The 11,984-nt window shown below is 72.9% G+C and carries 12 protein-coding genes; 9 read left to right on the top strand and 3 right to left on the bottom strand.

From position 1 onward, the window contains the following. Positions 1 to 6: 6 nt before the first annotated feature. From M1E25_RS10385 to M1E25_RS10360, 6 genes are all read left to right on the top strand, one after another. Complete coding sequence (locus M1E25_RS10385; protein ID WP_251413027.1) at positions 7 to 420, top strand: DUF3151 domain-containing protein; 414 nt, start codon at positions 7 to 9, stop codon at positions 418 to 420. Positions 421 to 825: 405 nt separating this feature from the next. Beyond that, the gene (locus M1E25_RS10380) at positions 826 to 1,677 is read left to right on the top strand and encodes a tryptophan 2,3-dioxygenase family protein (RefSeq protein WP_251413026.1); all 852 of its coding nucleotides are present in this window, start codon (positions 826 to 828) and stop codon (positions 1,675 to 1,677) included. Next, on the top strand, positions 1,670 to 2,902 hold the full coding sequence (kynU, locus tag M1E25_RS10375; RefSeq protein WP_251413023.1) for a kynureninase: 1,233 nt from the start codon (positions 1,670 to 1,672) through the stop codon (positions 2,900 to 2,902). The genes M1E25_RS10380 and kynU overlap by 8 nt, the downstream gene beginning before the upstream one ends. Before the next feature lie 71 nt (positions 2,903 to 2,973). Further along, complete coding sequence (locus tag M1E25_RS10370) at positions 2,974 to 3,825, top strand: alpha/beta hydrolase (protein ID WP_372500569.1); 852 nt, start codon at positions 2,974 to 2,976, stop codon at positions 3,823 to 3,825. A 69-nt stretch (positions 3,826 to 3,894) separates the two neighbouring features. Further along, entirely contained in the window at positions 3,895 to 4,164 is a 270-nt protein-coding gene (locus tag M1E25_RS10365) for a CopG family transcriptional regulator (RefSeq protein ID WP_251413019.1), read from the top strand. Next, complete coding sequence (locus M1E25_RS10360) at positions 4,161 to 4,586, top strand: PIN domain-containing protein (protein ID WP_251413016.1); 426 nt, start codon at positions 4,161 to 4,163, stop codon at positions 4,584 to 4,586. Before M1E25_RS10365 ends, M1E25_RS10360 begins: the two co-directional genes overlap by 4 nt. A 66-nt stretch (positions 4,587 to 4,652) precedes the next feature. On the opposite strand, the gene M1E25_RS10355 is transcribed toward M1E25_RS10360, so the two are convergent. Both M1E25_RS10355 and M1E25_RS10350 read right to left on the bottom strand, forming a co-directional pair. Further along, positions 4,653 to 6,284, bottom strand: coding sequence for an ABC transporter permease (locus tag M1E25_RS10355; protein ID WP_251413014.1), 1,632 nt, complete (start codon positions 6,282 to 6,284; stop codon positions 4,653 to 4,655). Next, positions 6,281 to 7,204 (bottom strand): ABC transporter ATP-binding protein, encoded by a 924-nt coding sequence (locus M1E25_RS10350; protein WP_251413013.1) that lies wholly within the window; start codon positions 7,202 to 7,204, stop codon positions 6,281 to 6,283. Before M1E25_RS10350 ends, M1E25_RS10355 begins: the two co-directional genes overlap by 4 nt. A gap of 102 nt (positions 7,205 to 7,306) precedes the next feature. On the opposite strand from M1E25_RS10350, the gene M1E25_RS10345 reads away from it, so the two are divergent. Beyond that, positions 7,307 to 7,840, top strand: a complete 534-nt coding sequence (locus tag M1E25_RS10345) for a GbsR/MarR family transcriptional regulator (RefSeq protein ID WP_251413011.1) — start codon at positions 7,307 to 7,309, stop codon at positions 7,838 to 7,840. Positions 7,841 to 7,933: 93 nt separating this feature from the next. On the opposite strand, the gene M1E25_RS10340 is transcribed toward M1E25_RS10345, so the two are convergent. After that, on the bottom strand, positions 7,934 to 8,821 hold the full coding sequence (locus tag M1E25_RS10340; RefSeq protein WP_251413009.1) for a diacylglycerol kinase: 888 nt from the start codon (positions 8,819 to 8,821) through the stop codon (positions 7,934 to 7,936). A gap of 176 nt (positions 8,822 to 8,997) precedes the next feature. Here M1E25_RS10340 and M1E25_RS10335 point away from each other — a divergent pair, with 176 nt between their 5' ends. Then, positions 8,998 to 10,281 (top strand): adenylosuccinate synthase, encoded by a 1,284-nt coding sequence (locus tag M1E25_RS10335; protein ID WP_251413007.1) that lies wholly within the window; start codon positions 8,998 to 9,000, stop codon positions 10,279 to 10,281. A gap of 191 nt (positions 10,282 to 10,472) precedes the next feature. Next, a complete protein-coding gene (locus tag M1E25_RS10330) occupies positions 10,473 to 11,828 on the top strand; it encodes an aspartate aminotransferase family protein (RefSeq protein ID WP_251413005.1) in 1,356 nt (451 codons plus the stop codon). Positions 11,829 to 11,984 lie beyond the last annotated feature (156 nt).

Here is an 11,984-nt window from a genome sequence, read left to right as displayed (position 1 = left end):
TGACCCATGTCGCTTCACGAAAACCTCCTCGGGGGCCCGCCCCCGACGCACCTGCCCGACGACCCGGGGCCGCGCGAGCTGCTCGCCTCGGGCACCGAACCGGTCGACGTCGCGGCGAAGTACCCCGCTTCCTCGCTCGCCTGGGCGAGGCTTGCGGACGATGCGTTCGAGCGGGGCCGGTTCGTCGAGAGTTACGCCTACGCCCGTACCGGCTACCACCGGGGCCTGGACGCCCTCCGCCGCAACGGCTGGAAGGGCCACGGGCCGGTGCCGTTCGAGCACGAGCCGAACCGGGGCTTCCTGCGGGCCCTGCACGCGCTGGCCCGCGCCGCCCGGTCCATCGGCGAGCAGGAGGAGTACGAACGCTGTTCGGCCTTCCTGCGCGAGTCCTCCCCGACCGCGGCCGACACCCTCGGCTAGAGGCCTGTCCGAGCAGCCCCCCGGCCTTCGGCGTGGGGCCCCGGAGGACGGCTCTCCGCCGTGCAGCCCGGGGAATCTCCCGGCCGGAGGCCGGGGGAGCACCGGACGACCGGAGCCCGCCTCACGGCGGCCGGTGCCGTGCGAGACACAGATCCCGGCCCTCCCCGCGTCCCGTCGCCCGCCCCGCGCGCGGCGGGACCGGCCGACCAGGAGCCCGCCTGCATCGCGCAGGCGGGCTCTTGCCGTCGGGGCGGGCTCCACGGATGATGCGACCAGGAGCGTGCCGAGGATCTTCGGGGCGCTCCAGGGCCCGGCGATCCGGGCCCGAGAGGGGACCGGAGCTCCTTGGCCCGACCGGGCCGGGGCGGACCGCTACCCGGAGGAACGCAGTACGAGGAGCACCTGATGTCGCACCCCTCCGCATCCGAGCCGGGGTCCCAGGACCTCGAGCCCGACGTCAGCATCGGCAGCGAGGGCACGACCCCCTACGAGGACTACGTTCACGCGTCCGTCCTCACCCATCTGCAGAAGCCGCTCTCCGACGATCCGGGCGAGATGGTGTTCCTGGTGACCACTCAGATCATGGAGCTGTGGTTCACCGTGATCGTCCACGAGTGGCAGACCGCCGCGCAGGCCCTGCGCCGGGACGACCTCCCGAGCGCCATGGCCGCGCTGCGCCGCAGCCGGTGGGAGCTGGAGTCGCTGAACGCGTCCTGGAAGCCCCTGGCCCATCTCACCCCGGCCCAGTTCAACGCCTACCGCAGCGCACTCGGCGAGGGCTCGGGGTTCCAGTCCGCGATGTACCGCCGCATGGAGTTCCTGCTCGGCGAGAAGTCGGCGTCGATGCTCGTCCCGCACCGGGGCGCACCGCGTGAGTACGCCGAACTCGAGCAGGCCTTGAACGAGCCGAGCCTGTACGACGAAGTGCTGCGGCTGCTGGCCCGCCGCGGGCTCCCCGTCCCGGCATCGGTACTGGACCGTGACCCGACCGCGCGCCACGAGCCGGACCCGGGGGTCGAGGCCGTCTGGCAGCAGGTGTACGCGGGCGACCAGGAGAGCGAACTGGTGCGTCTGGGCGAGGAGTTGACGGAGGTGGCGGAGCTGGTGTGGCGATGGCGCAACGACCATCTGGTGGCCACCCGGCGGGCGATGGGCGCCAAGCCCGGCACCGGCGGGTCCGCCGGGGTCGCCTGGTTGGAGAAGCGCGCGGCGAAGAACGTCTTCCCCGAGCTGTGGACGGCGCGCAGCCATGTCTGAGGCGCTCGCGGCGAAGGCCGCACGGCTCGATGCCGAGGACGAACTGGCCAAGCTGCGCGACCGGTTCGCGCTGGAGACTCCGTCGGAGGGGAACGCCGCCGTCTACCTCGACGGCAACTCGCTCGGGGCGCTGCCGCGCAACGTCCCGGAGCGGCTGGCCGAGGTGGTGGCCCACGAGTGGGGCCGGATGCGGATCCGCTCCTGGGAGGAGAGCGGCTGGTGGACGGCGCCGGAGCGGGTCGGCGACCGCATCGCGCCGCTGATCGGTGCGGGACCCGGCCGGGTGGTGGCCGGTGACTCGACGAGCGTGAACGTGTTCAAGGCGGTCGTCGGCGCCGTGCGGTTGTCCGGCGGGCCGGAGCAGGACCGCGACGAGGTGCTCGTCGACGCGACCACGTTCCCGACGGACGGTTACATCGCCGGGTCCGCCGCCCGGATGACGGGCTGCCGGGTCCGGGCGGTCGAGCCGGCCGCGCTCGGGGAGGCGCTCGGCGGCCGGACGGCAGCCGTCCTCGTCAACCACGTCGACTACCGCACCGGGCGTCTGTACGACCTGCCCGGCATCACGGCCGCGGCGCACGCGGCGGGGGCACCGATCGTGTGGGACCTCTGCCACAGTGCGGGCGCCCTGCCGGTCGGACTGGACGAGCACCGCGTCGAGTTCGCGGTGGGCTGCACCTACAAGTACCTCAACGGCGGCCCGGGGGCGCCCGCTTACCTGTACGTCCGCGAGGACGTCCAGCCGGCCTTCGACTCCCCACTGCCCGGCTGGAACTCGCACGCGGACCCGTTCGGCATGACGTCCGGCTACACCCCGGCGGACGGTGCGGTGCGCGGCCGCGTCGGCACGCCGGACATCCTGTCGATGCTGGCGCTCGAGGCCGCCCTCGAGGTGTGGGACGGCGTGGACATAGGCGCGGTGCGGGCCAAGAGCCTGGCGCTCACGGACTTCTTCCTGGAGTGCGTGGACGCGTATGTGCCCGGGGGGCGTCTCTCCTGTGCCACACCGGCGGCGCACGCGGAGCGCGGCAGCCAGATCGCGCTGCGCTGCGACGACGCGGGCGAGGTGATGCGCGGCCTGGTGGCCCGCGGCGTCGTGGGCGACTTCCGCCCGCCGGACGTGCTGCGATTCGGGTTCACCCCGCTGTACACGGGGTTCGCCGACACCGAGCGGGCCGCGCGCGTGCTGGCCGACGTGCTCGCCGGCGTGCCGGTCGCGCGGTGACGGGCGGGTGCGGGCCGGTGCCGGGGGCGCCGGAGCCGTCCGCGAGTGCCGGGCCGGCTGTCGCCGGGGCGCTGCCCGCGGCGGACCTCGCCACGGCGCGTGCCGAGGAGGCCGCGCTGCTCGAACTCGCGCCCCGGCCGCCTCAGCGGTCGGCGGGGTACGGCCCGCACCCGTCCCAGGTGATCGACTGGTTCCTGCCGGACGGTGATCCCAGGGCCCGGGTGACGGTGCTGCACGGCGGGTTCTGGCGCGAGGCGTACGACCGTGCGCATCTGTCCCCGTTCGCGGCCGCGCTGGCCGAGCGGGGCGTCGCGGTCGCGCTCGCCGAGTACCGGCGGGTGGGCGGGGGCGGCGGCTGGCCGGAGACGTTCGAGGACGTGCGGGCGGTGCTGTCCTCGGCGTGGCCGGACCGCGGGCCCGCGGTGCTGTTCGGGCACTCGGCGGGCGGTCACCTCGCGCTCTGGGCGGCGGCGGGCGGTCGCGTTCCGGCGCCCGGGCCGGGCCGGGACACCCCGCAGGCGGATCAGCTCCCGGGCCCCGGGAGCGCCGGGGGCGCGGGCCCGGCGCGCGTGGTGGCGCTGGCCCCCGTCGCCGATCTGGCCGGGGCCCACCGACTCGGCCTGAGCGGGGGCGCGGTGGCCGGACTGCTCGGCGGCGCGGACCGGGTCGAGGGCCTGCTGCCGTGGACGGACCCGGCGCGGCTGCCGCCCCCGGACGTCCCGACGGTGATCCTGCACGGCGCCGCCGACGCCGACGTTCCCGTCGGGATCTCCCGCCGGTACGCGGCGGCGGTCCGGGAGCGGGGCGGCACGGTCGAACTGCGGGAGCTGCCTGGGCGCGGCCACTACGCGCCGCTCATCCCCGGCACCGAGGAGTTCGAGCTGCTGCACGGCCTGCTGGCGGGTGGAGGGAGTCGCCCCTGAGCCGGTCGATCCCCCGCGCCAGAACCAGGACGGGGTATGGGATATCATCTGCGGTGTATGGTTCAGAGTATGGCGACGAAGAAGATCACGATCACCATCCCTGAAGAGCTGCTGGAGGAGATCCGCGCTGACGCTGCGGAACGCGGGGTCTCCGCATACGTGGCCGAGGCATTGTGGGCCAAACGGGACCGGGACCGCTTGGTGGAGCTGGTGGACTGGTTGCAGGAAGAACACGGCCCGGTGACGGACGCCGAGCGCGCGGCAGCGCTTGCCGAGTTGGACTCGATCGACGCCGAGCACCGGAACCGTCGTGGTGGTGGTTCGGGAGCCGTTGCGTGACGCGGAAGAAGCGAAAGGCGGCGGCCAGGCCACTGCGGGTCTTCGTGCTTGACTGCGAGGCGCTCGCCCGAGCCGTGCGGGGTGATCGGAGGATGATCGCCCTGCTCGATCTCGCCGCGCGGGGCGAAGCAGAAGTCATCACGTCCCCCCTCACGCTGGTCGAGGCACACGACGGCCGGACCACGGAGAGCCGGTGGGACTGGATTCTGTCCCGCGTGCAGGTCGCTGTCGTCGGCAAGGAAGAGGCCCGTCAGGCGCGAAAACTCCTCGCAGGTGCTGGTCTGCACGGGCACAAGCACGCGATCGATGCGCTGTTGGCCGTCGTGGCTGTGAGGCAGCCGGGACAGGTCACGGTCCTCACCTCGGACATCGACGACCTCGAGGCCCTGCTGCCCGGGACGGTGCTGGTCAGGAAGGTGTGACCCCTCCGAACCGAGCGCCCCGGGCGGACGTGCGGCCCCCTCCTCCGTACGTCCGCCCGGGGCGGCTCAGCCCAGGTCGCGCCGGCGGAGCCCCGCCGCACCCACCGCCGTCAGAGCCGCGGCGAGGAGTCCGAGCACGATCAGGGGCAGAGCCGTCGGGTCCTCGGCCGGCACCTTCGGAAGGTGACTGAACGGCGAGAGGTCCAGCACCGGTCGGGGCAGGTCCAGCACCGGCCCGTACAGCCCCACCAGCAGGAAGAACCCGAGCAGGCCCCACGCCGCACCGGCCGCCCTCGGCACCACGCCGTGCAGCACGAACGCGGTGGCCCCGGTGAACCACACGGCCGGCGCGAGCACCAGTGCCGCGCCCGTCATCCGCGACGCCTGCCCCGGCAGGTCGCCACCGGTGGCGCCGTGTCCGAGCCCGAGTGACAGACCGGCGACGAGCAGCAGAGCCAGGCCGCCGAGCCCCGCGGGGACGAGATGGCTCGCGGCCCACCGCAGCCGCGACACCGCACCGGCGAGCACGGGTTCGGCGCGGCCCGACGTCTCCTCGCCGTGCAGCCGCAGCACGGACTGCACGGTGTACACCGAGGCGAGCATCGCCAACAGGGAGACCATGGAGGCCAGATAGGTGTCGGTCAGCTGCTGCGCGCCGCCGATCCGGCGGAAGACGTCGGCGAGTCGTGCGTTGTCGCGGATCAGGTCGGCCACCCCGTCGGCGAGGCTGCCGAAGGCGAGGCCGGCCACGGCGAATCCGGCTGCCCAGCCGTACAGCGATCCGCGCTGGAGCCGCCAGGCGAGGCCGAACGGCCCGGACAGGCGCCGGGAGGCGGTGGCCGGTCCGGGCCGGGATGCCAGTAGCCCGGCGTCCAGGTCGCGGCGGGCGACGAGGGCATGGGCCACGGCGGTCAGGGCCGAGGCGGCGCCGAGGAGGAGCGGCACCACCCACCAGCGCTCGTCTGCGAACGGCCGCAGCTGCTCGGTCCAGCCGAGCGGAGAGGCCCACACCAGCCACGACGGTCCGCCGTCCTGGGCGCTGTCGCCGGCGGCCCGCAGCAGGAAGGCCAGGCCGAGCACCGTCCCGGCCAGTGAGCGCGCCGCCCGTCCGGTCTCGGCGAGTTGGGCGGTGACCCCGGCCAGCGACGCGAAGACGACCGTGCTGAGGGTGAACGCGAGTCCGAGCGCGAACGAGCCGGCCACGCCCTCGCCCTGGGCGCACAACCCCACGGCGACCAGGAGGCCGAGGGCGATACCGGCGCCCGACGCGGTGAGCAGCGCGGCGGTCAGCGGGGCGCGGCGGCCCACGGCGGCGGCGCCGACGAGTTCCAGCCGTCCCGCCTCCTCCTCGTCCCGGGTGTGCCGGACGACCAGAAGGATGCCCATCAGTCCCGCGAGGGCGGCGCCGAAGACCCCGAAGCGCCAGGCCGTCAGGCCGCCGGTCGTCGAGGCGTCGAACACCGGTCCGTAGAGGGCGCGCAGCGAACCGTTGCCCGCCATGCTGCGCGCCAGACCGATGCGGGAGGCCGGGGTGTCGTAGAGGGCGGCGATGGACGAGGCGCCGCCGACGGTCATCAGGCCGAGGCCCAGGACCCAGGCCGGCACCATCAACCGGTCCCGGCGCAGTGCGAGGCGGGCCAGGGGGAGCGTGCCCGCCAGGGGGCCGGTCGCCGCCGGCCGGGCGGTGAGAGCGGTCATCGGGACACTACCTCGCCCAGGTCGTTCCGGTAGTGGCGCAGGAACAGCTCCTCGAGGGTCGGTGGGGTGCTGGTCAGGCTGCGTACCCCGGCTTCGGTGAGTCGTTGCAGCACAGGACCGAGGCTGTCGCTGTCGACCTGGAGCCGTACCCGGTTGCCGGTGGTCTCGAGGTCGTGGACCCCGGGGAGCCGGTCGAGCCCGTCGGGGCCGGCGCCGAGTTCGGCGGTGACGGAGGTCCGGGTCAGGTGGCGCAGCTCGGCGAGTGTCCCGGTCTCCACGGTGCGGCCCTTGCGGATGATCGTCACCCGGTCGCACAGCGCCTCGACCTCGCTGAGGATGTGGCTGGAGAGCAGGACCGTGCGGCCGCGGGACCGCTCCTCGGTGACACAGCTGCGGAAGACCTCCTCCATGAGGGGGTCGAGCCCGGCGGTGGGTTCGTCGAGGATCAGCAGTTCGGCGTCCGAGGCGAGGGCCGCGACGAGGGCGACCTTCTGGCGGTTGCCCTTCGAGTAGGCGCGGCCCTTCTTCGTGGGGTCGAGTTCGAAGCGTTCCAGCAGGTCGTCCCGGCGCCGCGGGTTCAGTCCGCCGCGCAGCCTGCCGAGGAGGTCGATGACCTCGCCGCCGGTCAGGTTGCGCCAGAGGGTGACGTCGCCGGGGACGTACGCCAGCCGCCGGTGCAGCGGTACCGCGTCGCGCCAGGGGTCGCCGCCGAGCAGCCGGGCCGATCCGCCGTCGGCGCGCAGCAGACCGAGCAGGATCCGGATGGTGGTGGACTTGCCCGAACCGTTGGGGCCGAGGAAGCCGTGGACCTCGCCGGTGCCGACCTCGAGGTCGAGACCGTCCAGGGCGTGGGTACGGCCGAAGGACTTGTGGAGGCCGGACACAGCGATGGCCGTGCCGGCCGTGGTTGCCGTTGTCATGTTTTGGAAAGTACGCTTCTTTCAGAAATTTGTGAAGTTAAGGAAGTGTATAAACTCGCCATTTGCGGATCGGGAGCCGGAGCAAGGGAGTTGATCAGGACGATGACCGAGGGCGCACAGGCCGCAGGAGGGCGCGACGCCGCGGCCGTGGACCGCTTCGTGGAGCGGTTCGCCGCCGAGCTGACCGAGGCCGGCATGCAGCGCATGGCGTCCCGCGTCTTCGCCGCGCTGCTCGCCTCCGACACGGGCTCGCTCAACGCCGCCGAGCTCGCCGAGCGGCTGCAGATCAGCCCCGCGGCGGTCTCGGGTGCGATCCGCTATCTCTCCCAGGTGAGCATGGTCGGCCGGGAGCGCGAGCCGGGGTCCCGGCGCGAGCGGTACCGGCTGCACAGCGAGCTCTGGTACGAGACCTTCACCCGCCGCGACCAGGTCCTCATCCGCTGGCAGCAGACCCTCCGCGAGGGCGCGGACAGCCTCGGCCCGGGCACTCCGGCGGCGCAGCGCATCTCCGAGACGGCCGAGTTCTTCGCCTTCCTGCATGCCGAGATGACGCAGATCATGGACCGCTGGCGGGCGCACAAGGCCGACCGGGCGGCGGAGCAAGCGACGGAAACGGTCGGCGACCCGGAGCGGTAACGGGCCGGACAACCGGAGCAGCCACCCGACCGCGGCCCGTCGTAGCCGGGGCTCCGCGCCGAGCCCGCTGCCGCATCCTGCGCCGGACGTGCCTCAGCCCCGGGGCAGCGTCAGCCGGCAGGCCCCCGGCTGCACGGTCCAGGTCCGGGTGCGCACCGGGCCGCCGACGAGCGCGTCCGCGCGGTAGCGGAAGTCTGCCCCCGACACGGTCACCCTCCGGGCGAGAGTCCTCACCCCGCTCGCGCCCTCGCCGCTCTCCCGGACGACGACCTCCGCGAATCCGCCGTCGGCCGAGACCCGTACCTGCTGCACCGGCCGGTCCAGGTCGGCGAGCACCACCCCGTCCGCCTCGACGCGCAGCCGGTGCCCGGGGTGCGCCTCGTCACCGAGGATCTGCGGCGGAGCGTCCGCCCGGCCGGAGGGCTTGCCGACCGTGAGGGAACGCATCAGCGACCTGTAGCAGTCCCACACCCCGAGCGGACCGTGCCCCTGAGAGTCCGCGCCCCTCGAAGAGGCGGGGATCCGCAGGTCCCCCAGAACGACCCCGTCGCTCTCGTCGACCAGCAGGTCGATGCGCTGCTCGGTCCCGTCCAGCACCGCGCGGGACGCGTCCACCGTGTCCGTCGGCACTCCCAGCCCGCGGGCCACCGACACCGACGCCGCGTCCGCCCCGACCGGAACCATCGACAGCACCGCGTCGGCCAGCGCCCGCTCCCGGTACAGCAGGTTCACGACCCGCAGGAAGGCGGAATCGTCGCCCACCACCACCGGGCGCCGCCGGCCTCTTCGGCCCACGGCCCGTGCGAGGTCCCGCGCGTTCTCGGGAAGACAGATTTTCGCGGAAGCGCCCGCGCACAGGACATCCTTCGCGATGCGTACGGACTCGCCGTCCGTCCGGCGGGCGTTGGGGTCGATGACCACGAGCAGGGGGCTCTCCCGGACGGGGTCCGCGGGAGGATGCCCATGACGCTGTGCCGACACCTCGGTCCTTCCTCAGGTAATCTCTCGGTGCAAGAGCCCCTGCCGTTGTTGCGCCAGGGGCTTCGTCTATCCGGGGCACCGGTCGACGGCTCTGGTGGCGGGACGTGCCGAGGCACCGCCCGCCGGATCGCCGCCGCGCACGTTGGACATGCCCCGCCCGGAAGGGGTGTACGCCTGTGCCCGCACTTGTGCTGCTCGGTGCTCAGTGGGGTGACGAAGGCAAGGGAAAGGCCACCGACCTGCTCGGTGGCTCCGTGGACTACGTGGTGCGTTACCAGGGCGGCAACAACGCCGGCCACACGGTCGTCGTCGGCGACCAGAAATACGCGCTGCACCTCCTGCCTTCCGGGATTCTCTCGCCGGGGTGCACCCCGGTCATCGGCAACGGTGTCGTCGTCGACCCGGCGGTCCTGCTCTCCGAGCTGAGCGGACTGAACGCGCGCGGCGTCGACACGTCCAAGCTGCTGGTCAGCGGTAACGCGCACCTGATCACGCCCTACCACACGACCGTCGACAAGGTGACGGAACGCTTCCTCGGGAAGCGGAAGATCGGCACCACCGGCCGCGGCATCGGCCCGGCCTACGCGGACAAGATCAACCGCGTCGGCATCCGGGTCCAGGACCTCTTCGACGAGTCCATCCTGCGCCAGAAGGTCGAGGCCGCCCTCGACATGAAGAACCAGCTGCTGGCCAAGCTCTACAACCGCCGTGCCATCGAGGTCGAGCAGGTCGTCGGGGAGCTGCTGGGCTACGCGGACGAGATCCGGGGCTACGTCGCCGACACCACCCTGATCCTCAACAACGCCGTCGACGAGGGCAAGGTCGTCCTCTTCGAGGGTGGTCAGGGCACACTGCTCGACGTGGACCACGGGACGTACCCGTTCGTCACCTCGTCGAACCCGACCGCGGGCGGTGCCTGCACCGGTGCCGGCGTGGGCCCGACGAAGATCAACCGCGTCATCGGCATCCTCAAGGCGTACACGACCCGCGTCGGCGCCGGCCCGTTCCCGACCGAGCTGTTCGACGAGGACGGCGATGCGCTGCGCACCATCGGCGGCGAGCGCGGTGTGACCACCGGCCGGGACCGTCGCTGCGGCTGGTTCGACGCGGTCATCGCCCGCTACGCGACCCGGGTCAACGGCCTCACCGACTTCTTCCTGACGAAGCTCGACGTGCTGACCGGCTGGGAGCGGATCCCGGTGTGTGTGGCGTACGAGATCGACGGCAAGCGGGTCGAGGAACTCCCCTACAGCCAGACCGACTTCCACCACGCGAAGCCGGTGTACGAGATGTTGCCGGGCTGGTCCGAGGACATCACCCGGGCCAAGACGTTCGCCGACCTGCCGAAGAACGCGCAGGGCTACGTGAAGGCGCTCGAGGAGATGTCGGGCGCCCCGATCTCCGCGATCGGCGTCGGCCCCGGCCGCGACGAGACCATCGAGATCAACTCGTTCCTGTAGGGCCCCGGGCCGATGCACGGCCCGACGGTGCCCCCCCATCCCGCCCCCGGCGAGCTCTGCCCGCCGGGGGCGCGGGCGTTCGCGACCAGGGTGAGCGGACCCGCCGACCCGACAGGATGCCGGGCCACGTGGCCGAAGCCATACAGGGTGGCGGTGTCGGCGCCGTGCCGCCGGTATCTACGCTGACCCGCATGACCGTTCACGCAGACCCCCAGGCCGGACAGGCAGTCAAGGCCGCCGACCGCGCCCATGTCTTCCACTCCTGGTCCGCGCAGGGCCTCATCGACCCGCTCGCCGTCGCCGGCGCCGAGGGCTCGTACTTCTGGGACTACGACGGCAACCGCTACCTCGACTTCTCCTCCCAGCTGGTCAACACCAACATCGGTCACCAGCACCCGAAGGTCGTCGCCGCCATCCAGGAGCAGGCGGGCAGGCTGTGCACCATCGCCCCGGGCTTCGCCGTGGACGTCCGCGCCGAGGCCGCGCGGCTGGTCGCCGAGCGCACCCCCGGCGACCTCGACAAGATCTTTTTCACCAACGGCGGCGCCGAGGCTGTGGAGAACGCGGTCCGGATGGCCCGCCTCCACACCGGCCGCCCCAAGGTGATGTCCGCCTACCGCTCGTACCACGGCGCCACCTCGACGGCGATCAACCTGACCGGCGACCCGCGCCGCTGGGCGTCCGACAGCGCGGCCGCCGGTGTCGTGCACTTCTGGGGCCCGTTCCTGTACCGCTCCAGCTTCCACGCCGAGACCGAGGCCCAGGAGTGCGAGCGCGCCCTGGCCCACCTCGAGCAGACCATCGCCTTCGAGGGCCCGCAGACCATCGCGGCGATCATCCTCGAGACGATCGTCGGTACCGCCGGCGTGCTCGTCCCGCCGCCCGGCTACCTCGCCGGCGTCCGTGAGATCTGCGACAAGTACGGCATCGTCTTCATCCTGGACGAGGTCATGGCGGGCTTCGGCCGCACCGGAACCTGGTTCGCCGCCGACCTGTTCGACGTCACCCCCGACCTGCTGACCTTCGCCAAGGGCGTCAACTCGGGGTACGTCCCGCTCGGCGGCGTCGCCATCTCCGCGAAGATCGCCGCGGACTTCGAGACCAAGCCCTACCCCGGCGGTCTCACCTACTCCGGGCACCCGCTGGCCTGTGCCTCCGCTGTCGCGACGATCAACGCGATGGCCGAGGAGGGCATCGTCGAGAACGCCGCACGCATCGGTGAGGACGTGCTCGGCCCCGGCCTGCGGGACCTGGCCGAACGTCACCCGTCGGTCGGCGAGGTGCGTGGCATGGGCGTGTTCTGGGCGCTCGACCTCGTGAGGAACAAGGAGACGCGCGAGCCGCTGGTGCCGTACAACGCCGCGGGCGAAGCGAACGCCCCGATGGCCGAGTTCGCGGCCGCCTGCAAGAAGCGGGGCCTGTGGCCGTTCGTGAACATGAACCGCACCCACGTCGTGCCGGCCTGCACCATCGGCGAGGCCGAGGCGAAGGACGGGCTCGCCGCGCTCGACGCCGCGCTCGCCGTCGCCGACGCGCACTGCGCGTAGCAGTCCGCACCGGTCCGGCACCCCACCGGCCGCGCGCCGCGGGACCTCCCGCGGCGCGCGGCCGCGTGCGAAACCCCGCACCGACGAGTCCGCGACCGGCGTTCCTCGCATATCGTGATGCGACGGTCGGTGTCCGCGCCGGCCCGACACCGCGAA

Origin of the sequence: Streptomyces meridianus, assembly GCF_023703325.1 — a bacterium.
GTDB lineage: Bacteria > Actinomycetota > Actinomycetes > Streptomycetales > Streptomycetaceae > Streptomyces > Streptomyces meridianus.
This window is presented reverse-complemented; position numbering and strand designations above follow the sequence as displayed.

Excerpts from the sequence above, each read along its gene's own strand:
- M1E25_RS10345 (WP_251413011.1), top strand. The coding sequence starts at position 7,307 with ATGACCGAGGGCGCACAGGCCGCAGGAGGGCGCGACGCCGCGGCCGTG.
- M1E25_RS10385 (WP_251413027.1), top strand. The coding sequence starts at position 7 with ATGTCGCTTCACGAAAACCTCCTCGGGGGCCCGCCCCCGACGCACCTG.
- kynU (WP_251413023.1), top strand. The coding sequence starts at position 1,670 with ATGTCTGAGGCGCTCGCGGCGAAGGCCGCACGGCTCGATGCCGAGGAC.
- M1E25_RS10350 (WP_251413013.1), bottom strand. The coding sequence starts at position 7,204 with ATGACAACGGCAACCACGGCCGGCACGGCCATCGCTGTGTCCGGCCTC.
- M1E25_RS10365 (WP_251413019.1), top strand. The coding sequence starts at position 3,895 with ATGGCGACGAAGAAGATCACGATCACCATCCCTGAAGAGCTGCTGGAG.
- M1E25_RS10330 (WP_251413005.1), top strand. The coding sequence starts at position 10,473 with ATGACCGTTCACGCAGACCCCCAGGCCGGACAGGCAGTCAAGGCCGCC.
- M1E25_RS10355 (WP_251413014.1), bottom strand. The coding sequence starts at position 6,284 with ATGACCGCTCTCACCGCCCGGCCGGCGGCGACCGGCCCCCTGGCGGGC.
- M1E25_RS10380 (WP_251413026.1), top strand. The coding sequence starts at position 826 with ATGTCGCACCCCTCCGCATCCGAGCCGGGGTCCCAGGACCTCGAGCCC.